We start from the raw sequence: 20,789 nt of genomic DNA, 5'->3' as shown, positions 1-20,789 counted from the left end.
TGACAGGTGCTCGAATCGACAGGTGACCACTGAACAGCCCCACGAGGAACAGCCCGACGGCGAACAGCCCCACGGCGAACAGCCCGACGAGCGTGGTGCGCCGGTGGGCCGCCGGGTCGTGCTGGGCACGCTCGGACTCGGAGCGCTCGGCCTGGTCGCCGCGCCCGCGCTCCAGCGGGGCCTGGAGTCCTTCCTGGGCGGGGCGGCCGGCAAGGACCCCACGGGGCTGACCGGTCTGCTCCCCAACGGCGGCGGGTTCCGCTACTACTCGGTGACGTCGTCCGTCTCACGCAAGGACGCGTCGAACTACCGCCTCACGATCGACGGCCTGGTCGACCGCCCGATGTCGTACACCCTCGACGAACTCACCGCCCTGCCCCAGACCCGGATGGTGCGCGACGTCCAGTGCGTCACGGGCTGGCGGGTACCGGACACGCCGTTCGAAGGCGTACGGCTGTCCCGGTTGCTGGACGCGGCGGGCGTGCGGCCTTCGGCCGGAGCGATCCGCTTCACCTGCTTCGACGGCGCGTACACCGAGAGCCTGACCCTCGATCAGGCACGCCGCGCGGACGTCCTGGTCGCCCTGCGCATGCAGGACAAGGATCTGAGCCACAGCCACGGCGGTCCGGTCCGCCTCTACGTCGCCCCCATGTACTTCTACAAGTCGGCGAAATGGCTCTCCGGCATCACGGTCACGGAGAAGGTCCGGCCGGGATACTGGGAGGACCGCGGCTACGACGTCGACGCCTGGGTCGGCCGGTCGAACGGACGCGACGATGAGCCCACGGCTTGACACCCCGGCGACCCCGTCGTCCCCGTCGTCCCCGTTCGCCCAGGTACGCCGCTTCAGCCGTGCCGAACGCTGGGTGCACCGGAGCACGGCCGCGCTGATGGGGGTGTGCGTGCTGACCGCGGCCTGCCTGTACATCCCGCAACTCGCCGAACTCGTCGGCCGCCGCGCCCTCGTGGTCACCCTCCACGAGTGGTCGGGCCTGCTGCTCCCGCTCCCCGTGCTGGCGGGCCTCGCCTCCCGAGCCTTCCGGGCGGACCTGACCCACCTCAACCGCTGGGGCCCGCACGACCGGGTCTGGCTCCGCAAGGCCGTCCGCCGCGTACCCGGTCCCCGCCCCGCCGCCAAGTTCAACGCGGGCCAGAAGCTCTACGCGGCCTGGATCACCGGCGCCACGCTCGTCATGCTCGGCACGGGCCTGATGATGTGGTTCACCCACCTGACCCCGCTGATGTGGCGCACCAGCGCGACCTTCGTCCACGACTGGCTGGCCCTGACGATCGGCATCGTCCTGGCCGGCCACATCGGCATGGCCCTGGGCGACCCGGAGGCGCGGAAGGGGCTGCGCACGGGGTCGGTGAGCAGGGAGTGGGCGGAGCGGGAGCATTCGCTGTGGCGGCCGTGAGACTGCGCCCGCGCCCGAGCCTGGCTCGGCCCTGAGACTGCGCCCGCGCCTGAGCCCGGCCATGAGGCCACGCCCGCCCCCATCGGGCGTGGCCTCACGGCGTGTCAGAGCTCACTGCGCGAGCTGGTGAGGTTCAGCCCCGGCGGAGCCGCACCGGTACCGTCTCGTTGACGGTCACCGGCTGTGCGTAGTCCGGGTCCGTCGCCGTCGCCCGCGCCTCGACCTCGACCAGGCCCTGCTGGAAGGGCACGGACCCGGTGGGTACGGCCGTGCCGGTCCATTCGACCGGAGTGCCCGGGACACAGGACACCGAGGTGGAGTAGGAACCCCGGATCAGCGTCTGGTTCTTGACCTGCGTGACGTTCCCCGCCACCGCGACCTGCACCGGCTTGTTGCAGCTCACCGTCCCGTGCAGGGTGGCCTTGCCGTTCAGGGTGCTCGCGGTGCCCTCCACCGCCACGGCGAGGCCGAGGTCGAGCTCGGCCGGCGGGGCCGGGTTGGTGATGTGGAGCTCACCGCGAGCGGCGGTGGCGCCTCCCTCGCAGTGCTGCTCGAAGGTGGCGTCGAGCTTCTTCACGTATCCGAGCGGGCCGAACTCCACCTCGGAGATGGTGAACTCGCCGGTGAGCGTGTTGCAGCCGCGCCCGTTGCCGCTGAGCGACAGGCCCGGCTCGTCCGGCTCGTTGAACGGATGGCGGGTGGCTCCGGTGTACGTCCCGGGTGCCAGGGCCTTGCCGGACGGTGCCGCGAGGTCCAGGTACCACCAGTCGCCGCCCGCGCCGTCGACGGAGAGGGAGACCGTGTTGTTGCCGCTGTCCGCCGTGATGTTCAGGCGGTCGTCGGACGCGGTCGTGTACGCGTAGGACCGGCCACCGCTGATGTAGTCGCCCTCGTCGCCGCTGAAGCTGAAGGACCCTTCGCTGACCGGCATGGCCTGCGCCTCCGCGCCGGACAGCAGACCGGTCGAGCCGGTGGCCATGCCCAGGGCCAGTGCGAGGACGGCCGTGGCACGGGTCAGGACGCGTCTGGGCGCACTGAGTTTCATGGATGTTCCCCCCTTGAGAGACGGGTGTGCCCCGCCGACGTGTTCTTCGTCGGCGGGGCGAGTCTGCCAACCGGGGGAATGTGCGACAACTGTGTTTCAGGAGCCGTTAGTTGTGGTTCCGGCCACCAACTGGCGGTTCCGGCGACGTCGTCGTATTCCGTTTCCTTGTCGTCCGCTGGATCACAAGCGACTAGATCACCAGCGACAAGAGCAGCACCATACCCCCGGCCACCACCGAAATGATCGTCTCCATGACGGACCACGTCTTGACGGTCTGTCCGACGCTCATGCCGAAGTACTCCTTGACCAGCCAGAAACCGGCGTCGTTGACGTGGCTGAAGAACAGCGAGCCCGCGCCGATGGCGAGGACGAGCAGGGCGGCGTGTGTGGTCGACATGTCGGCCGCGAGGGGCGCGACGAGGCCGGCCGCCGAGACCGTGGCCACGGTCGCCGAACCGGTTGCCAGCCGGATCGCCACCGCGATCAGCCAGCCCAGCAGCAGCGCCGGGATCGACCAGTCCTCGGAGATGTTGAGGATCATCTGGCCGACACCGCTGTCGATCAGCGTCTGCTTGAAGCCACCGCCGGCGCCGACGATCAGGAGGATGCCCGCGATCGGGGCCAGGGACTTCTCGGTGACCTCCGTGAGGCGGCCCTTGGTGAACCCGGCCGGGCGGCCCAGCGTGAAGATGCCCACGAGTACGGCCGCGAGCATCGCGATCAGCGGGGAGCCGATCACGTCGAAGACCCGCTGGACGCTGTTCTCCGGGTCGTCGATGACGATGTCCACGAGTGCCTTGGCCAGCATCAGGACGACCGGCAGGAGCACCGTGGTGAGGGTCGCGCCGAAGCTCGGGCGCCGCTCCACCTCCTCCGAGGCGCGGGGCGGCAGCATCCGCTCGGGGACCGGCACATCCACCCAGCGGGCCGCGTACCGGGCGAACAGCGGACCGGAGATGACCACCGTGGGGATCGCCACGAGCACGCCGAGGGCGAGGGTCACCCCGAGGTCGGCCTTGACCGCGTCGATCGCGACCAGCGGGCCGGGGTGCGGCGGGACCAGACCGTGCATCACCGAGAGACCCGCGAGCGCCGGGATACCGATCCGCATCAGCGAGTAGTTGCCGCGCTTGGCGACCATCAGCACCACCGGGATCAGCAGCACCATGCCGACCTCGAAGAACAGCGGCAGACCGATCACCGAGGCGATCAGCACCATCGCCCAGGGCATCGAGCGGCCGCCGGCCTTCGCCAGGATCGTGTCGACGACCTGGTCGGCGCCGCCCGAGTCGGCGAGCAGCTTGCCCAGGACGGCGCCCAGCGCGATGAGGACGCCCACGCCCGCGACCGTGGAGCCGAGGCCGGCGCTGAAGCTGGTGATGACCTTGTCCAACGGTGCCCCCGCGAAGGCGCCGAGCGCCAGCGAGCCGATGGTCAGGGCCAGGAAGGCGTGCAGTTTGAACTTGGTGATGAGCAGCACGATGACGGCTATGCCCGCCAGTACTGCGATGCCCAGTTGCGCGTGGCCCGCCGAGGTGATCGGTTCGGGGGCCTCCGCCGCCAGCATCTCGACACTGAGTCTGGTCACGGTGAATCCCTTGGATTGGACGGGGAGTTGGGGAGAGGAGGGTGAGGGGGTGAGGAGAAGCACTTGCCCGGAGTGGTCCGGCGTAAAAGTGGGTGCGCGGATGTACGTACGCTGAACGCTCGGATGTACCTACGCTGAGGTACTCACACCGAAGGACTCAGCGAGACGGCCGGTCGAGCTCTCCGAGCGCGGCCACGGCCCGCTCGGTGATCTCCTCCGGCGTGCCCGAGACATCGACCGCGACACCCGGCTCGTCCGCCCGGAGCGGCTGGAGCGTGGCGAACTGCGAGTCCAGCAACGCCGTGGGCATGAAGTGCCCCTGACGGTGCGTCATCCGCTCGCCGATGAGCTCGCGGTCGCCGACGAGGTGCACGAAGACCAGACCGGGCGCGGCCGCCCGCAACCGGTCCCGGTAGCTCCGCTTCAGCGCCGAACAGCTGACGACCCCGCCGAGTCCGGCCCGCCCGTGCGCCCACGCACCGATGGCGTCCAGCCACGGCCACCGGTCCGCGTCGTCCAGCGGGACCCCGGCCGACATCTTGGCGATGTTGGCCTCGGGATGGAAGTCGTCGCCCTCGGCGTACGGAACGCCGAGCCGGGCCGCCAGCAGGGGACCGATCGTGGTCTTGCCGGTCCCGGCCACACCCATGACCACGACGACGTGGGGGGAACGCATCTCTACCTCGCTGTCCTCATCGACATTCGACGTCACGCGCAGACCGCGACGCTGACCGGGGCGCCGGCCCCGTTCGGACCGCGCGCAGCGCGCGATGGTCGCGCTACGTCGTCCGACGCCACCTGACGCTGACGCCACCTGGCGCCATCTGACGTCGACCACACTGAAACCCATTAGGTACGACAAATTCAAGAGTCTGTGACATATAAGTCTGACTTTTTCTCGACGCGACTCTCCTCGTACCCTGATCTCCATGACCACACCGGGCCGGGGGCTGCACGGCCGAGTACTGGAGAGCCTCGGCCCGGCGATCACCGCGGGCGAGTACCCGCCCGGCAGCGTGCTGCGCACCGACGAGCTGGCCCAGCGCTTCGAGGTGTCACGCTCGGTGATGCGTGAGGCCGTCCGTGTCCTGGAGTCCATGCACCTGGTCGAGTCCCGCCGCCGGGTCGGCGTGACGGTCCGTCCGGCCGCCGAGTGGAACGTCTACGATCCCCAGGTCATCCGCTGGCGCCTGGCCGGCGCCGACCGCCCGCGCCAACTGCGCTCCCTCACCGTGCTGCGCTCCGCGATCGAGCCGGTGGCCGCCGGGCTCGCCGCGAGGAACGCCACCGCCGAGCAGTGCGCCGAGCTCACCGAGTGCGCCCTCGGGATGGTGGCCAACTCGCGCGGTCACAGGCTGGAGGAGTACCTCGTCCACGACATGGCCTTCCACCGCGTGATCCTCAACGCCTCGGGCAACGAGATGTTCGCCCGCCTCGGCGACGTCGTCGCGGAGGTCCTCGCGGGCCGTACCCACCACGAGGTCATGTTCGAGGACCCCGACCCCGAGGCTGTCACCCTGCACGTCCACCTCGCCGAGGCCGTCCGCGAGGGCGACGCGGACCGTGCCGAACAGCTCACCCGCGAGATCACGATCGGTGCCCTCCAGGAGCTGGACATCCTGGCGCCGGGCGGCAGACCGGCGCCGTAGCGGCTGCTCGGCGAACAACTGCTCGGCGAACCAACTGCTCGGCGAACCGACTACTCGACGAAATCCCCGTCCACGTACACCCAGGCCCCCTCCACCCGCTCGAACCGGCTGCGCTCGTGCAGCGCGCCGCCCCGGTAGGAGGCGCGGAAGGTCACGGTTCCCGTGGAGTGGAAGGCGGAGCCGTCGGTTGTCTCCAGGACCTCCAGACCCGTCCATGTCAGCCCTGGCTCGAAGTCGACCCGTGCGGGCCGCGTGCGCGGATGCCAGGTGCGCAGCAGATACCTTTCGTCCCGCTTGACGAAAGCGGTGTAACGGGACCGCATCAGCGCCTCCGCGGTCGGTGGGCTCGTGTCGCCCGTATGGAACCGGCCACAGCAGTTCTCGTACGTCTCCGCAAGACCGCAAGGACAGTGGGCATTGTGTGCCGGGGTCGAGGGGTGCCTGCGCCGGAACCGCTGGGTGTGTCGGGACATGGGGTCCATTCTGCTGCAATACCACCCGTGGGAGATGTGTGAAGCTTCCGTCCCGACATGCGCACATCGTGTGCGAGTCGTGTTCGCCGTCCTTCATGGAACCTCCTCCGGGACTGGCGTGAACGCGCCTTGCTCCTCCAACTGCCCAGTCACCAAGGTGGATTGAGCACTTGAGCATCAGGGGTCACAAGCCGAGTTGCTTGCCCCGGACGGCCGTCCGCCCGGGGAAATGACGGGGGAACTGATGCGGAGCCCGCGGGCCGGGCGCGTCACCGCGCCGGCACAGCCCGCGCGCGCCGGACGACCACGACTCCCTCTGCCGCCTCTTGGTGCCTTTCACCGGTGCCCGAGAAGGGATAGGAGGGGGAATGCCGACGAACGCAAGTTCCGCCAGGCCGACGTATCCCGGCGTCTACGTCGAAGAGCTTCCCAGCAGCACCCGCACGATCTCCGCCGTGACCACCTCGGTGACCGCCTTCGTCGGTCACACCCGGCGGGGCCCGCTCAACGAGCCGGTGCGCGTCACCGGATTCGCCGAGTTCGAGCGCCGCTTCGGGGGCCTCAGCTCGCAGAGCGCCGTCGCCTACGCGGTGCACCAGTTCTTCGCGAACGGCGGCTCCGTCGCCGTGATCGTCCGCGTCGCCAAGGCGGGCAGCGGCAAGGCAGCGTGCGTCGTCCTGGAGTCCACCGAGGGCCACAGCGAGTGCCGTGTCCTCGAAGTGCACGCCAAGGAACCCGGGGTGTGGGGCAACGGCCTGCGCGTCGCCGTCGACTACGACACGCCCCGCCCCGACGAAACCTTCAACCTCAGGGTGTACGACGCCAAGGGCGACGCCCGCGAGAGCTTCACCGGGCTGTCCATGGACGCCGGGCACGGCCGTTACGCGCCGACCGTGATCAACGCGGGCTCCCGGCTGATCCGCGTCGAGGCCGTCGGCGAGGGCCGCCCCGACCCGTCGGGCACCGTCTCCAAGCCGTTCGGGCACGAGCTGCCGAACCTGGCCGTCGACCTCACCGTCAAGATCGGTGAGGTGGAGCGCGAGTTCACGCTCCACGACCCCGATGCCGACGGTGAGGCCCCGTGCACCGTCGCCGAGCTCGCCCTGCTCCTGGAGCGCAAGCTGCGGGCGCTGCCCGACGCGCCGGGCAAGCACGCCTTCGCGGGCGCCGAGGTCATCCCCTTCGGCCGCCGCCTCCAGGTCGTCGCGGGCTCCACCGACCCCGAGGACGTCGTCCGCTTCCTCGGCGAGTGCGCCAACGACCTGGGCCTGGAGGCCTCCGTCAACCCGCCGGTGTTCCCGCTGGAGGGCGGCGAGGACGGCGAGGCCCCCGGACCGCGCGACCTCATCGGCGGCGAGACCGACAAGACCGGTATCCAGGCCCTGCGCGGCGTCGCCGACGTCAACCTGCTGGCCCTGCCGGAGCTCGCGGCGTACGAGAACACCGAGGACATGCTCACGGTCGTCTCGGCGGCCCAGCGGCTGTGCCAGGAGCGCCGGATCTTCCTGCTGGTCGACGCGCCCAGCACCTGGGTCAGCGTGGACACCGCCCGCGCCGGCCTCTCCGCCTTCGACCCCGTACGCGGCAACCACGCCGGCCTGTACTTCCCGCACATCCAGCTCACCGACCCCCTCACCGGGCGGTTGCGTTCCTTCCCGCCGTCCGGCGCGGTCGCGGGCGTCATCGCGCGCACCGACTCCGAGCGCGGAGTGTGGAAGGCCCCGGCGGGCACGGAGGCGCAGCTCGCGGGCGTGCACTCGCTGACCGTCGACCTGACCGACCGCGAGACCGGGCTGCTCAACCCGCTCGGCGTCAACTGCCTGCGCACCTTCCCGCTCACCGGCCCCCTCGTCTGGGGCTCGCGCACGCTGGAGGGCTCCGACGCGCTCGACAGCGAGTGGAAGTACGTACCCGTACGGCGGCTCGCGCTGCACGTGGAGGAGAGCCTGCAACGCGGCCTGCAGTGGGTCGTGTTCGAGCCCAACGACGAGAGCCTGTGGCAGCAGATCCGCCTCAGCGCCTCCTCGTACCTGCACACCCTCTTCCGCCAGGGCGCCTTCAAGGGCAGCACGCCGCGCGAGGCCTACTTCGTCAAGTGCGACAGCGAGACCACGACGGACGAGGACATCGAGAACGGCATCGTCAACGTCCTCGTCGGCATCGCGCCGGTCCGCCCCGCCGAGTTCGTGATCGTCAAAATCCAGCAGACGTCGGGGCAGTTCGCGCTCTAGCACCGTCGCAGAATTGGGAGAGCTGAAGGAATCCGATGGCTGAGTTCACGGTCAACGCGCATCGCTTCGACCCCTACAAGAACTTCAAGTTCCTGGTCCTGTGGGACGGTCGCACGGTCGCCGGCATCAGCAAGATCAGTCCGCTGAAGCGGACCACGGAGGTCGTCAAGCACCGCCACGGCGGCGACCCCTCCTCCCCGCGCAAGTCGCCGGGCCGCTCCGAGTTCGAGGGCATCACCCTGGAACGCGGGGTCACCCACGACCCCGAGTTCGACCGCTGGGCCAACAAGGTCTGGCAGGTCGGGGCGGGGCTCGGCTCCGAGGTGTCCCTCGCCGACTTCCGCAAGGACATCGTCATCCAGGTCCTCAACGAAGCCGGCCAGGTCGCCGTCTCGCACAAGCTGTACCGGACCTGGCCCAGCGAGTACCAGGTCCTCGGCGAGCTGGACGCCAACGCCAACGCGGTGGCCATCCAGTCACTGAAGCTGGAGTGCGAGGGCTGGGAACGGGACTACGAGATTCCCGAGCCGGAGGAGCCGTCGTTCCTCAACCCGGCCTGAGCAGCGGGTAGTCAAGGGGGGACGAGATGGCGATCACCGGGGCGGCCGACCTGCTGGCCACCTGGGAGGCGGGACTCGCCGAGGCGCCGGCCGGACGCGCGCTGCTGCTGCACCGCACCGCGCGCCCGGACCTCGACGCCCGGGCGCTGCCGGTGCTCCCGGTCGGCGCACGCGAGGCCGACCTGTTCACGCTGCGCCGGGCCCTGTTCGGCGAGCGGATGCAGGTGCGTCTGGAGTGCGGGGCGTGCGGCGAGGACATGGAGTTCGACCTCGACGCAGGGGAGTTCGCGCGGACGCTGGGCGGGCCGGACGAGTCGGTCGTCCGGGTGGGGGAGGGCGGCCGGGAGGAGACCACCGTCGTACGGGTGGCGGAGGGCGGCTGGGACGTGGAGTTCCGGCTGCCCGGCGTCGCCGACCTGACGGCGGTCGCCCGGGCCGCGGACCCGCGCGGGGCCCTGATCGCCCGGTGCCTCGTCTCGGCGGTGCGTGACGGAACCGCCGTGGGCGCGGACGAACTGCCCGCACCCGTGCAGCGCCGTATCGCCGAGGCCGTCGAGGCCGCCGACCCCGGTGCCGACGTGACGCTCAACGTCGCCTGCCCCGAGTGCGGGCACGCCACCCGGGCCGAACTCGACATCGCCTCCTACCTCTGGACCGAACTGGACGCCTGGGCCCGGGACGTGCTGCTCGACGTCCACCTGCTCGCCACCGCCTACGGCTGGAGCGAGCCGGAGATCCTGGCGCTCAGCCCGCTGCGGCGCCGCTACTACCTGGAGCTGTGTGCGGATGTCTGACTCCCCTTCGGGAAGCCGGCCGGCGGGCTCGCCGGAGCAGTCCGACTTCCTCGACCGGCTGATCGCCCGGCACACCGCCCCGGCCGCCACCCAGCGGCCGGGCGTGGTGCGGGTACGGCCCCGGCTGCCCGGACCGTTCGAGCGGATCGAGGCCGTACGGGCCCGGACATCCGACGTGGACGGCCCCGAGCCGCTGTGGCCCTCCGCCACCCCCTCGGTCGCGCCGCCGCCGGAGGTGCCGGGCCCGGCGGTGCGCGAGACCCGGGTGCGCACGGAACGGGAGCGGACTGTCGTACGCACCGAGCGGACACCCGCCGACGCGGAGGCCCGGCCGGCCCGGCCGTCCGCGCCCGAGAGCCCGCTGCTGCGTCCGGCCACGCCGGTCGCCCCGGGACCGCGGCCGGTCGCCGACCCGGCGCGCCGCACGGCGGGACGGGGCCGCCCCGACCGGGGCCCCGCCCAGAGCGCGGCGTCCGTGCCCAACCCCCCGGGCACGGGCGTCGCTTCCCCTGCCGCCGTGAGCCCGGCGCTGCTCCCCAGCGCCGCGGACACGGCGGCAGCACGCGACGCCGTACGACAGGCCGCGGCCCGGCGGCCCGGACGGGCCCCCGAGCAGGTGGTGCAGGTGCAGATCGGGCGGCTGGAGGTGACGGCGTCGGCGCCCGCACCTGGCGGCGGCAAGCGGCGTACGGAGCCGCCGGGGCGCCCGGAGGCGACCGTGAGCCTCGCCGAGTACCTGGCACGGGGGCGCACATGAGCGGCACGGAACGGAGCGCCAGGAGAACCGGCAGGACCGGCAGGACCAGTACGACCAACTGGAGCAGAGGGACTGAGGAACCGACGTCATGAGCAACGCACTCGCCATCGCCCATGTCACCCAGGCCCTCGCCGTGCTGATCGAGTCCAACCTCGGAGGGCCGGAACTCGACCTGGCCGTCAAGATGGAGCTGGGCAAACCACCGACCGAGCCGCCGTCCGAGCCCACCATCTCGGTGTTCTGCTACCAGGTCACGCCCAACGTCTCCGGGCGTGGCAACGACCTGCCGACCCGCGCCGCCGACGGCACCCTGCGCAAGCGGCCCGCCGCGGCACTGGACCTGCACTACCTGATCAGCGCGTACGGCGAGGAGTCCGAACTGGTCGGCGAGCGGCTCATCGGCTCCGTGGTGCGCACCCTGCACGAGATACCGATCCTGCCGAAGGACGTCATCGAACGGGCAGGTGAGAAGCCGTACCTGGCGGGCAGCGACCTCGCGGAGGCCGCGCAGCGCGTGCGGTTCACACCGACGGTGATGGACATCGACGAGACGTCGAAGCTGTGGGGGATGCTCCACCAGACGCCGTACGTCCTCTCGGTGGTCTACCAGGCCGCCCTCGTCTACATCGAGGGCCGCGAGACACCCGTGCCGGGGAAGCCGGTGGAGCGGACCGATGTACGGGTGCTGCCGTTCGGGGCGCCGGGTGCGCCGGGTGCGCCGGTGCCGCCGGGGCCCACCGACGCGGGTGCGGCCGTGGATGAGCCTTCGGGCACCGCTGAGCCCGTACCCGCCGCCAAGGCGGCGCCCTCCAAGCCGGCGCCCTCCAAGGCGGTGGCCAAACCGGCGGCGAAGACCCCGGCCAAGAGCGCCACCAGGAAGGCAGCACAGCCCACCAGGACGGCGAAGACGGCCAAGGCGGCGAAGAGGACGTCGAAGTCCGCCCAGCCCACGGCGGACAACAAGACAGCCGACAACAAGACAGCCGACAACAAGACGGCAGACAACAAGACGGCAGACGACAAGACGGCCGACGACAACTGAGGCCACGTGGGACCGACGGGGGCAGGTGAGGACATGGGAGAGCAGGGAACGCGGGGAGCTCGGGGAGCGCGGGGAACGCGGCAGCCGGGCACCGCCGCCGCACGGGACGGCGGGTCGACGCTGACTGCCGAGATCCAGCGCGTCCTGGCCCGAGTCGACGCTCACGCGGCGCGCGTCGACGGCGCTCAGGACGACGCGGGTGTACCGGACGCCGCCCCCGCGGTCGCCGGCCCCGGAACCGCCCCGCTCGACGCCCTCGCCGCCTGCTTCGGCCTCACCCCCTTCGAGCGCGACCTCGTCCTCCTCACCGCCGCCCACGAGTTGGAGCCCACGACCGCGGCCCGGTGCGCCGCCGCCTGCGGTGACCGGGAGCGGGCTTACCCCACGTTCTCGCTCGCCCTGGCCGCGCTGGAGGAGCCGCACTGGAGCGCGCTCACCCCCGTGGCGCCGCTGCGGCGCTGGCGCATCGTCGAACTGGACGACGAGACACGCCTGACGACGTCCCGGCTCCGCCTCGACGAACGCATCCTGCACTTCCTGCTGGACTCGCCCTACCTGGACGCCCGATTGCACGGCCAGTTGCGCCGCGTACCGGTACCGGACGCGCTGCCGCCGTCGTACGACATGGCCGCGAACCGGGTGGCTGCCGGCTGGACGACGGGCACGAGCCCCGACGCCCCGCCGCTGGCCCAGCTGACCGGCGGCGACCTGCGCAGCCGGGCCGATATCGCCGCAGCGGCCGCCGCCCGTTCAGGGCTCGGGCTCTACGCGATGGCCGCCGAGGACGTCCCGACCGACCCAGCCGAACGCGACCGCCTGGCCCGCCTGTGGCAGCGCGAGGCGATCCTCCTCCCCGCCGCACTGCTGGTCGAGGCGGGCGAACTGGACCGGGACCAGCGCTCGGCGACGGAGTCGTTCCTGTCCGGGGCCGCCGTACCACTCGTCGTGTCGAGCGAGGACCCCTTGCGCTCGGAACGCCCGCACGGCGCCCGCGTGACGGTCCCGCGCCTGGACGAGGAAGAACAACTGGGCGTTTGGACAGCCGCGTTCGAGGATGTCGCCGACTTGCGCGCCTCTGAACTCCGCTCCCTGGTGGCCCAGTTCCAGCTGCCGCCGCACGTCATACGGTCCGCTGCGGCCGCCGTACGCCGCGACCTGCCCCACGAGGACGAACTCGACGCCGCCGAACTCGCCTGGCGCGCCGGTCTCGACGAGGCACGGATCGGCATGGACGAACTGGGCCGCCGCATCGAACCCCAGGCGGGCTGGCACGACCTGGTCCTGCACGACCGGCAGACGAGCGTACTGCGCGAGATCGTGGCGCACGTACGCCAGCGCCCGACGGTCCACCAGGAGTGGGGCTTCGCCGGGACGCTGCGCCGGGGCCTCGGCGTCACGGCACTCTTCGCGGGCGGCTCGGGTACGGGCAAAACGCTGGCAGCCGAGGTCATGGCGAAGGAACTCGGCCTGGACCTGTTCATCGTCGACCTGTCCCAGGTGGTCAGCAAGTACATCGGCGAGACGGAGAAGAACCTCCGCAGGGTCTTCGACGCGGCGGAACGAGGCGGCGCACTCCTCCTCTTCGACGAGGCCGACGCGCTGTTCGGCAAGCGCAGCGAGGTGAAGGACAGCCACGACCGGTACGCCAACCTGGAGGTCAGCTACCTCCTCATGCGGATGGAAGCCTACCGCGGCCTGGCCATCCTCACCACCAACATGAAGAAGGCCCTGGACAACGCCTTCCTGCGCCGCATCCGCTTCGTAGTCGACTTCCCGTTCCCGGCGGAGCACGAGCGAGCCGAGATCTGGCGCCGCGTACTGCCACCGCAGGCCCCAGTGAAGGACATCGACCCGGAGCTGCTCGCCCAGCTCACGGTGGCGGGCGGCTCGATCCGCAACATCGCGCTGTCGGGCGCCTTCCTCGCCGCCGAGGAGGGGGACCGCCTCCAGATGCGTCACATGCTCGCGGCGGCCCGAACGGAGTACCTGAAGCTGGAGCGGTCCCTGACACCGGGGGAGGTACGGGGATGGGTGTGAACAGGGAGCCTTCGGCGATACGAGTGGAGATCGGCGAACTCGCCCTGAGCGGCTTCCGGGTGGACCCCGAGCGGGTCACGGCCGCGTTCGAGCGCGAGCTGACCCGACTGGTGGAGAGGCACGGCGTACCGCTGGCGACCGACGGCCCCCTGACCCTGGACGCGCTGTCCGGGCTCCCGCCCCTGCCCGCCGGCCTCTCGTCCCGCCGCCTGGGCCAGGAACTGGCACGCGTCGTGCACGAGGGGCTGAGCGGCCACGGGGAGGTGACGCGATGACCTCCCAGACGCAGCAGGACCGTTCGGAGCAATCGGCCGAAGAGCGCCGCCGCAAGCGTAAGGAGCGGGCCGCCAAGTCCCGTACTCCCGAGCCGAAGGACATCGTCAGCGGCGCGGGCCAGCCCCTCGACCCGGGGGTGCGGAGGGAACTGGAGGAGCAACTCGGCCACGACCTGAGCCGCGTACGCCTGCACACGGGCCGCGACGCCGGACAGCTCACGGACCTCCTCGGCGCGGACGCGGTCGCCGTGGGCCAGGACGTCTTCTTCCGCGAGGGCGCCTACCGACCGGGCACGGCGGAGGGCCACCGCCTGCTCGCCCACGAGCTGCTGCACACGGTCCAGAACCCGCACGGCCTGGGCGCGTTGCGCGCCGGACGCGAACTGGGTGCCGTGAGCCTGCCCCAGCAGGCGATCGAGCGGGAGGCGGAGTCGGCGGCACAGGACCTCGCACGTCCCGAGGCGGCACGTGACTCCGTGCCGGAGGTCGAGGAGGGGCAGGCGACACCGGGCTGGCTGCGGTACGCGACGGTGGACGCGGACCGGCGCCGTATGGAGGCGCTGGACCCCGCGACCCTTGTCGATCGCGTGGCGAACGGCATCTTGCGCTCCCTGCGCGGGGACCCGGAGGACTGGTCGGGCCGGGTGCGGATCCAGCTGGCGCAGATGGCACCGGAGGTCCAGGACACCGTCCTCGACCGGTTGGAGGTGCGGCTGCCCGCACCTGTCATCGACCGGTTGCTGGAGGTCGTGGAGGAGACGGAGCAGGCGGGGCCGTTGCCGATGGAGGCCGCGGCGGCCCCCTTGGCCGTGCCTGGCGCGGCGGAGGAGATCGAGGAAGAGCGGGCAGGGGAGGAGTCCGAGGCCGAGGCGGGCGATTCCCAGGACCGCGAAAGAGACGTACCCGAGAACGACAACGGCAGGCCCGGAGGGGGACAGCAGGACGGGCGGACCGCGCCCGGAGGCGGCCGGGACGAGGCGGCCGGGGGCCGCGACGGATCCATGTACGACGCTGGCCAGGAGAACGCTCAGGGCGGCGCAGGTTCGCCCACGCGTCAGCAGGAGAGTGCGAAGCAGCAGCAGGAGCGATCGCAGGACCAGCAGGAGGACAAGGACGCCTCCGGCCGGGACGCGCAGAAGGACGCTGCGGAAGAAGGCAAGGACGCCTCGGACACCGAGCGCGAGCAGCAGGACCAGGACAAGCAGGACGAGCGCGACGCCGGGGAGGACGCGGACAGTCCGGACGAGGCTGCGCAGGAGCCGGAGAAGCAGGCCGTCGAGCAGGAGCAGCGCCAGGACGCGGGTGCGGGCGAGGTGGCGGGTCGGCAGGCCGCAGCCCCCGGCGCTGTGGACCGCAGCGGGGCCGAGCCCGGCGAGAAGTCCCGGACCGGAGGCGACTCCGGTATGGCCCGGACGGCGGGGGACCCGGAGAACCAGCAAGACGCCGACGACGAGCCGTTGGGTCTGGAATCGGAGTCCGAACAGGACGGTGCGGAGCAAGAGAGGGGCAGCCACACGCCCGCATCGGCCAGCCTGGAGCCCGTGCCCGATGTCGACCTCGTCGGTTACACGGACGCGGCGAAAAACCCGAACCTTGTCGAGGAACGGCGCAAGGGTACGGCCCCTCTGCCCAGCCTGTCGTCCGTGGACGTGGCTCCGGCGCCGGACACCGCTCCGCAGGCGACAGAGCCCGACACGTCCAGGGATGCTGCGTCACGCGCCGAGGAGGAGGCAGGCGACAGCGAGTCCTTTGAGGACATCCTGAGCGGTACGACCGACGCGCAGGACGCGGGCCTGTCCGGAATCGGCGATGGACTGGGTACGGCGTCGCCGGGTGCGGAAGGAGGCACCTCGGTGTCGGACGTCGGCGGGGCGGACGGGGCCCGGAAGCAGGCGGACGAACGCAAGGAGGACGCTGAGGACGCGCGGCGCGATGAGGAGGCCAGGGCCTCGGATGCTGCGGCGACCGGGGCGGCCGCGGCAGTCGGTGAGCCGGCCGCGCCCGACCAGTTGGCCAGGGCGGGCGAGGACGCCCGTACACAAGGAGCCGGTTCGCCGTCGTCCGAGCCTGCCCCGGCGGAGGGCACGGGCCGGGCCGACACCGCCGGGAAGCCGGAAGCCGGCAAACCCGACCGTCGCGGTGGGCCGGAGACGAGCGCCGGAGCCGACAAGGCGCAGAAGCAGGACGACGCGGCCGCCGAGGACCCGGCGAGCATCGGGGCCAGCAGGGGTGCCAGCGGCGCGGACCAAGGCAAGAGCGACCCGGAGACCCCCGCCCCCAGCGAGGGTGACGTCACGGAGGGCAAGGGACCCGCCACGTCTTCCGGGCCCGGGACTGGCCCCGACCATGTCTCCACGCCAGGTCCCGCCGCCGCCCCGAAACTCACACCGGGTAACGGCCCTCCTGCCAGCTCCGCGGGGCCGGAAGCGAGGACCAACACCCCCAAAGCCACCGAGTCCCCGGGATCCGGTGGCTCGTCGGGCGGATCCACGGGCTCGCGGGCCCGGCCAACTGGCAGTAAGCGGCAGGCTGCACGGCAGGCCGCGAGGACCGTGTCGCGCCGCGGTGGCGGAGGTGGCGGTCGTACGGCCCCGGCACCCGCGCCCGTACGAGCCGGTGGCCGCAGCGGTGGCCGCCCCGCGGTGGGCGGGTCGAAGCCCAAGAAGGAGGCCCCGGCCCCGGACGTCTCCAACGCCACCCCCGAGTCGGGGCTGGCCACGGCGGGGTCGCTGAAGCCCCACCAAGCAGTTGAGACGCTCAAAGGAGTCGACGGTGCGGTGGGCCGCTCCGTCGAAAAGGAGCGCACGGCCCTGCGCAAGGCGCCGCCGACCACACAGCGGCCGTCCGGTTCGCCGCGCACCGTTCCCGGTGGCCCGACCGCGTCTGCCCCCGGCACGTACACGAATGCGAAGGTCGCCCGCACCAAGGCGGCTCCCGGTCAGACACCCGAGATCACCGGCGAACAGAAGCCGGAAGGCGAGGTTCCAGGCGCGAACGTGCCTGAGCCGAGCTGGTGGGACATCGCCGTGACGATCGGCGCCCAGCTCTTCGGCAGACTTCTGAAGGAGATCCTGCCGCTCGACGACCTCATTGACTCCATACTCGGGCTCCCTACCAAGGACGAGGGCCTGCAGAACGCCCGCGTGGGTGACGCCCCGAGGCTGCCGCTGGAGAACGACTCGGACCCGCAGCGCACGGACGAGCAGAGCCAGAAGCTCGACGAGCGGAAGACCGAGCTGCACCAGGCCGGCCGTGAGGACGCGGCCCGCCCGATGGGCGAGGACCAGATCTATCCGGACGTGCCCAAGGAGACCCTGACCGGCAAGGTGCCCGGCGGGAAGAAGACCGCGGGCGCGGGCGGTGCCCGGTCGGTGTCCGGGGGCGGGGTGCCGATCGAGTCCGCGTCTGCTGTGGCCGAGCACGACCGCGGCCCACAGATCCAGGCGGGCTTCGCCCAAGGTCACCAGAAGATGACGCAGGAGCGTCAGGCCAAGGACAAGAAGGCTACGCAGGACCGGCAGCAGCACGACCGGGACCTCCAGCGGGAGGTCACTGCCAGCAGCAAGAAGCAGGCCGAGGCCCGCGACCAGGGCCGCTCCGACATCGCCGACTCCCGCGACAACTGGCGCAAGGAGCAGGACGACAAGGCCGCGGAGATCGACGGCAAGAAGGGCAAGAAGTACGAGCAGGTCCGCAAGGACATCGACGACAAGCAGGAGCAGACCGACAAGGACGTCGACAAGCGGACTGAGGACGACAACCAGAGGATCGAGGACGAGCAGACCAACGCCGAACAGGAGGCGGAGCAGAAGCAGGAGGACGGCAAGAGCGACGCCGACAACTGGCTCGAAGAGGCTATCGAGAAGCTGAAAGAGTTCTTCGAGGAACTCAAGAACGCGATCAAGAGCATCTTCGAGAGGGCCCGTCAGGTCGTCACCGACCTCATCGAGGAATTCAAAGCACAGGTCTTCAAACTCATCGACGATGCCCGCAACTGGGTCATCGACCAGATCAACCTGTTTGCCGACGCGCTGATCGCCCTCGGAGACGAACTCCTCGCCGACTACCCGGCGATGCGCGACAAGTGGCGCAACACCATCAACGAGGGGCGCGACTGGGCCGTACAGAAGGTCAACGAGGCGGCGGACGCGCTCAAGGAAGTCGCGGGTACCCTGCTCGACGGGTTGTGCGGCGCCCTGCTGGCCGGGCTCGACGTGCTGGAATCCGGCATGCTGGCGGCCGTCGACATCGCCGAAACCGTCACTGTGGGAGCCCTGGAGTTCGGTGCTGCGGCCGTCGCGGCCCTCGGCGAATGGGCCGCCATCTTCAACGACATCGTCTCCGACCCGGGCGACTGGATCAGCAAGGCCGGGGCCGCCGCGGAGACCGGCGCCAAGGAATACCTCTTCGAGGAGATCAAGACCGCCGTCAAGGCCTGGTTCAACCAGAAGGTCCAGGAGATCATCGGCATCCCGATGGAGGACTTCCAGGAGCTGATCTCCGGCGGCGTCACCGTCGAGCAGATGGCACAGATGGCCTGGGACGAGGCGCTGCCCCAACTGCCCCTCATCATCGGCGTCCTGGTCGTCGAGAAGGTGGTCGCAAGGCTGATCCCCGGCGCCGGCTGGGTCATGGCCATCATCGACGCCCTCCAGACGGCGTGGGGTGCGCTCAGTGAGATCCTCGCCGCCTTCGGTCTCTTCATGGACTTCCTGAAGGCCGTCAAGAGCGGCAACGGCGCCCTGCCCTTCGCGAAGGCGGTCGCGGCTGGTGTCGTCGCCCTGCTGGAGCTGGTCTACCAGTTCCTGATCGAGGGCGTCAGCCGCTTCATGGGCAAGGTGGCCGAGCGGCTCGGCGACATGCTGAAGAACCTCCGCCAGAGGAAGCCCAGCCCTGGCCCGTCCGGGAGCCCCGACCAGCCGGGAACTCCCACCAGGCCCAGAGACCAGGAACCCACACGCCCCGACGACCGGACACCGGACTCGGGCCGCCCGAACGACCGTCCTGCCGACCGCGTGGACGACCGTCCCGCGAGCCGCCCGACCCCGCGCAAGCCCACCCGGGACCAGGCATCACGGCCACCGTCGCGGCCGCGCCCCGGCAAACGCCCCGCCCCGGAGAAGAAGCCGCGCCCCGCCCACACCACCAGGCCGAAGAAGCGCCGCGACGACGAAGAACGCCGCAACGAGGGCCGCGAAGTCAACGCGGCCCGGCGGCGGATGCGGGACGCGGAGCGCCGAACGCGCGACGAGGACCGGGACGAGCGCTCCGGCGGGCCAACCCGCCGCGGCCCGGCCCGCGACACCCTGCGCCCCGACCGCCGGCGCCCTGGCACGGACGACCGCGACCACGACCTTAGGAACACGCGTCCGGGCAGCCAGCGTCCGAACAACCGCCGCCGCCCGGACGATGACCGACGGACCGACCAGCGCCCCGAGGAAAGGAACCGCGACCGCCGCTCCGAGGACAGGGAGAAGGACCGCCGCCCGGCCGACCGCCCCCGCCCCCTCCGCCGCGCCCGCCAGACCATCAAGTCGGCTGTCAACAGAGCCCGTCGAGCGGCACACCGACTCTTCGGCAGGGCCCGCCGCACACTCGGCAGCCGGCTGAACGACCGGCTGCGGCGGCTGCGGAACCAATGGCGGCGTACGCAGGACCGGACACGGGACCGGGACCGGGCCAGGGAGAGGACGCGGGATCGGGGCCGACAGTTGGAGCCGGAGGGCAGGACAGACTACGACCTTCCCACGGTCCGCTTCCGCACCGTGGACGGCGCGACTCACACACTGCTCTTCGACGGGAAGGGCAAGAGCGCCGACCTGGCGATGCGGACCACTCTGGCTTCGATCAAGTCCTATATCGACAATTGGGGGGATGAGAACAATTCTCCTCCCATCTCCGAGCAGCGGGACCTGCACACCGATCAGGAGACCGCTCGGAAACGAGCCGAAGCGCAGCGAGCGATAGTGGAGGCGGCACAGGACCGGCTGCCCGACAGGGAAGTCGGAAAGGGGAGGGGAAGACGGTACCGTTCGTACGGGGAACCGATCTACCAGCGCGGTGGACGTTCGGACTTCGACACCCAGTTGCGTGACCTTCAGCGGCTGATGGAACGACTTGCCGAACTGTTGGAGCGGCGCTCGCGCGGTGCGGGTAAACCGCCTTTGCCGGAACCGATCCTGCCTCCGTTCTCGGACGGGACAGTGGCACAGTCGTTCAGAGCGTCGTACATACAGAAAAAGGTCAAGAGGGGCACCGAGGCGACCGAGCGCCCGGACGCCTGGCCTTTGGGCTGGGACAGGATCGTCGCGCGGAACCTTGGAGCGGGTGCGGCCTGGGTTCGCATGCACGTACTCACGGCCCTCTTGGGCGGCCACGCCTCCACGTCCAACCTGGTGCCCGCACGCAAGGCGGACAACGAAGGCGCGCGGGACGGGGTGGAGCATCCCGCCGCACGTGCCATCGGGAAGCTGCCACCGAACGGGCCGCTTGAGGACATGATCTGGTATGACGTCAACGTAATTCTGCGAAACCAGTATCCGGGATTTCCGCGCCAGATTTACATGCGTTGGGGAACCTACCACTACCCCAAGGGGTACTGGGAGAGGAAGCCAGGTCAGAGCGGACAGTGGAAAGGCCAGTTCGATCGGCCGCCGTGGAGTGGCAGTGCCGCTCAGTCGCCGCTCTCAGTGAACCTCAACACGGGCAATCAATACCAGATCCGAGCCGCGCTGAAAATATCGGTGCGATGGGTGAAGACGATCCTCCATGCGAGGAGCGGCGTCGGGAGTTTCAGTGGAATGGGACACCTTGAAACGGAACTATTGAAAAATGTCAAGCCCGCGGGACGGAGGTCACGTGAGCAATTGATCGGCCTCCTGAAGAAGGCTGAGATCCGTGGAAAAATCGTCTTCTGATCAATG

At 70.8% G+C, this 20,789-nt stretch carries 15 protein-coding genes; 11 read left to right on the top strand and 4 right to left on the bottom strand.

Going from position 1 to position 20,789, the window contains the following annotated elements; genetic code table 11:
• The first annotated feature begins 22 nt into the window (after positions 1-22).
• The gene (locus IE262_RS14535) at positions 23-793 is read left to right on the top strand and encodes a molybdopterin-dependent oxidoreductase (protein WP_189873946.1); all 771 of its coding nucleotides are present in this window, start codon (positions 23-25) and stop codon (positions 791-793) included.
• On the top strand, positions 777-1,415 hold the full coding sequence (locus tag IE262_RS14530) for a cytochrome b/b6 domain-containing protein (protein WP_189873944.1): 639 nt from the start codon (positions 777-779) through the stop codon (positions 1,413-1,415). Before IE262_RS14535 ends, IE262_RS14530 begins: the two co-directional genes overlap by 17 nt.
• A gap of 133 nt (positions 1,416-1,548) precedes the next feature.
• Here the strand turns inward: IE262_RS14530 and IE262_RS14525 are convergent, their stop codons facing one another.
• The 3 genes from IE262_RS14525 to IE262_RS14515 form a co-directional block, all read right to left on the bottom strand.
• Complete coding sequence (locus IE262_RS14525; protein WP_189873942.1) at positions 1,549-2,460, bottom strand: hypothetical protein; 912 nt, start codon at positions 2,458-2,460, stop codon at positions 1,549-1,551.
• A gap of 190 nt (positions 2,461-2,650) precedes the next feature.
• Complete coding sequence (locus IE262_RS14520) at positions 2,651-4,048, bottom strand: GntP family permease (protein WP_134040299.1); 1,398 nt, start codon at positions 4,046-4,048, stop codon at positions 2,651-2,653.
• Between the two features lie 157 nt (positions 4,049-4,205).
• Positions 4,206-4,724 (bottom strand): gluconokinase, encoded by a 519-nt coding sequence (locus IE262_RS14515; RefSeq protein WP_134040301.1) that lies wholly within the window; start codon positions 4,722-4,724, stop codon positions 4,206-4,208.
• A 253-nt stretch (positions 4,725-4,977) separates the two neighbouring features.
• Here IE262_RS14515 and IE262_RS14510 point away from each other — a divergent pair, with 253 nt between their 5' ends.
• Positions 4,978-5,697 carry a FadR/GntR family transcriptional regulator gene (locus IE262_RS14510; protein ID WP_134040303.1) on the top strand — a complete coding sequence of 240 codons (720 nt, stop codon included), beginning with the start codon at positions 4,978-4,980 and terminating at the stop codon, positions 5,695-5,697.
• Between the two features lie 50 nt (positions 5,698-5,747).
• Here the strand turns inward: IE262_RS14510 and IE262_RS14505 are convergent, their stop codons facing one another.
• Positions 5,748-6,170 carry a YchJ family protein gene (locus IE262_RS14505; protein WP_229877255.1) on the bottom strand — a complete coding sequence of 141 codons (423 nt, stop codon included), beginning with the start codon at positions 6,168-6,170 and terminating at the stop codon, positions 5,748-5,750.
• 368 nt (positions 6,171-6,538) lie between these two features.
• Between IE262_RS14505 and IE262_RS14500 the strand changes: the two genes are divergently transcribed.
• The 8 genes from IE262_RS14500 (at position 6,539) to IE262_RS14465 (ending at position 20,783) form a co-directional block, all read left to right on the top strand.
• Positions 6,539-8,401 carry a phage tail sheath subtilisin-like domain-containing protein gene (locus tag IE262_RS14500; RefSeq protein WP_134040307.1) on the top strand — a complete coding sequence of 621 codons (1,863 nt, stop codon included), beginning with the start codon at positions 6,539-6,541 and terminating at the stop codon, positions 8,399-8,401.
• 35 nt (positions 8,402-8,436) lie between these two features.
• The gene (locus IE262_RS14495) at positions 8,437-8,961 is read left to right on the top strand and encodes a phage tail protein (protein WP_131563567.1); all 525 of its coding nucleotides are present in this window, start codon (positions 8,437-8,439) and stop codon (positions 8,959-8,961) included.
• A 26-nt stretch (positions 8,962-8,987) separates the two neighbouring features.
• Entirely contained in the window at positions 8,988-9,755 is a 768-nt protein-coding gene (locus IE262_RS14490) for a T4 family baseplate hub assembly chaperone (RefSeq protein WP_134040309.1), read from the top strand.
• Complete coding sequence (locus IE262_RS14485) at positions 9,748-10,512, top strand: hypothetical protein (RefSeq protein ID WP_189873937.1); 765 nt, start codon at positions 9,748-9,750, stop codon at positions 10,510-10,512. Before IE262_RS14490 ends, IE262_RS14485 begins: the two co-directional genes overlap by 8 nt.
• An 88-nt stretch (positions 10,513-10,600) precedes the next feature.
• A complete protein-coding gene (locus IE262_RS14480) occupies positions 10,601-11,554 on the top strand; it encodes a Pvc16 family protein (RefSeq protein WP_189873935.1) in 954 nt (317 codons plus the stop codon).
• Positions 11,555-11,587: 33 nt separating this feature from the next.
• Positions 11,588-13,591 (top strand): ATP-binding protein, encoded by a 2,004-nt coding sequence (locus IE262_RS14475; protein WP_189873933.1) that lies wholly within the window; start codon positions 11,588-11,590, stop codon positions 13,589-13,591.
• Positions 13,582-13,866 carry a hypothetical protein gene (locus IE262_RS14470; protein WP_134040317.1) on the top strand — a complete coding sequence of 95 codons (285 nt, stop codon included), beginning with the start codon at positions 13,582-13,584 and terminating at the stop codon, positions 13,864-13,866. Before IE262_RS14475 ends, IE262_RS14470 begins: the two co-directional genes overlap by 10 nt.
• Positions 13,863-20,783 (top strand): eCIS core domain-containing protein, encoded by a 6,921-nt coding sequence (locus tag IE262_RS14465; protein ID WP_189873931.1) that lies wholly within the window; start codon positions 13,863-13,865, stop codon positions 20,781-20,783. Before IE262_RS14470 ends, IE262_RS14465 begins: the two co-directional genes overlap by 4 nt.
• The last annotated feature ends 6 nt before the right edge of the window (positions 20,784-20,789 follow it).

The organism is Streptomyces bluensis (assembly GCF_014650715.1).
In the GTDB taxonomy this organism is placed as follows: Bacteria; Actinomycetota; Actinomycetes; order Streptomycetales; family Streptomycetaceae; genus Streptomyces; species Streptomyces bluensis.
This window is presented reverse-complemented; position numbering and strand designations above follow the sequence as displayed.

Bases quoted from the DNA above. Each gene is read 5' to 3' on its own strand.
- IE262_RS14530 (WP_189873944.1), top strand. From the start codon at position 777: ATGAGCCCACGGCTTGACACCCCGGCGACCCCGTCGTCCCCGTCGTCC.
- IE262_RS14525 (WP_189873942.1), bottom strand. From the start codon at position 2,460: ATGAAACTCAGTGCGCCCAGACGCGTCCTGACCCGTGCCACGGCCGTC.
- IE262_RS14515 (WP_134040301.1), bottom strand. From the start codon at position 4,724: ATGCGTTCCCCCCACGTCGTCGTGGTCATGGGTGTGGCCGGGACCGGC.
- IE262_RS14510 (WP_134040303.1), top strand. From the start codon at position 4,978: ATGACCACACCGGGCCGGGGGCTGCACGGCCGAGTACTGGAGAGCCTC.
- IE262_RS14505 (WP_229877255.1), bottom strand. From the start codon at position 6,170: ATGTCCCGACACACCCAGCGGTTCCGGCGCAGGCACCCCTCGACCCCG.
- IE262_RS14500 (WP_134040307.1), top strand. From the start codon at position 6,539: ATGCCGACGAACGCAAGTTCCGCCAGGCCGACGTATCCCGGCGTCTAC.
- IE262_RS14495 (WP_131563567.1), top strand. From the start codon at position 8,437: ATGGCTGAGTTCACGGTCAACGCGCATCGCTTCGACCCCTACAAGAAC.
- IE262_RS14490 (WP_134040309.1), top strand. From the start codon at position 8,988: ATGGCGATCACCGGGGCGGCCGACCTGCTGGCCACCTGGGAGGCGGGA.
- IE262_RS14485 (WP_189873937.1), top strand. From the start codon at position 9,748: ATGTCTGACTCCCCTTCGGGAAGCCGGCCGGCGGGCTCGCCGGAGCAG.
- IE262_RS14480 (WP_189873935.1), top strand. From the start codon at position 10,601: ATGAGCAACGCACTCGCCATCGCCCATGTCACCCAGGCCCTCGCCGTG.
- IE262_RS14475 (WP_189873933.1), top strand. From the start codon at position 11,588: ATGGGAGAGCAGGGAACGCGGGGAGCTCGGGGAGCGCGGGGAACGCGG.
- IE262_RS14470 (WP_134040317.1), top strand. From the start codon at position 13,582: ATGGGTGTGAACAGGGAGCCTTCGGCGATACGAGTGGAGATCGGCGAA.
- IE262_RS14465 (WP_189873931.1), top strand. From the start codon at position 13,863: ATGACCTCCCAGACGCAGCAGGACCGTTCGGAGCAATCGGCCGAAGAG.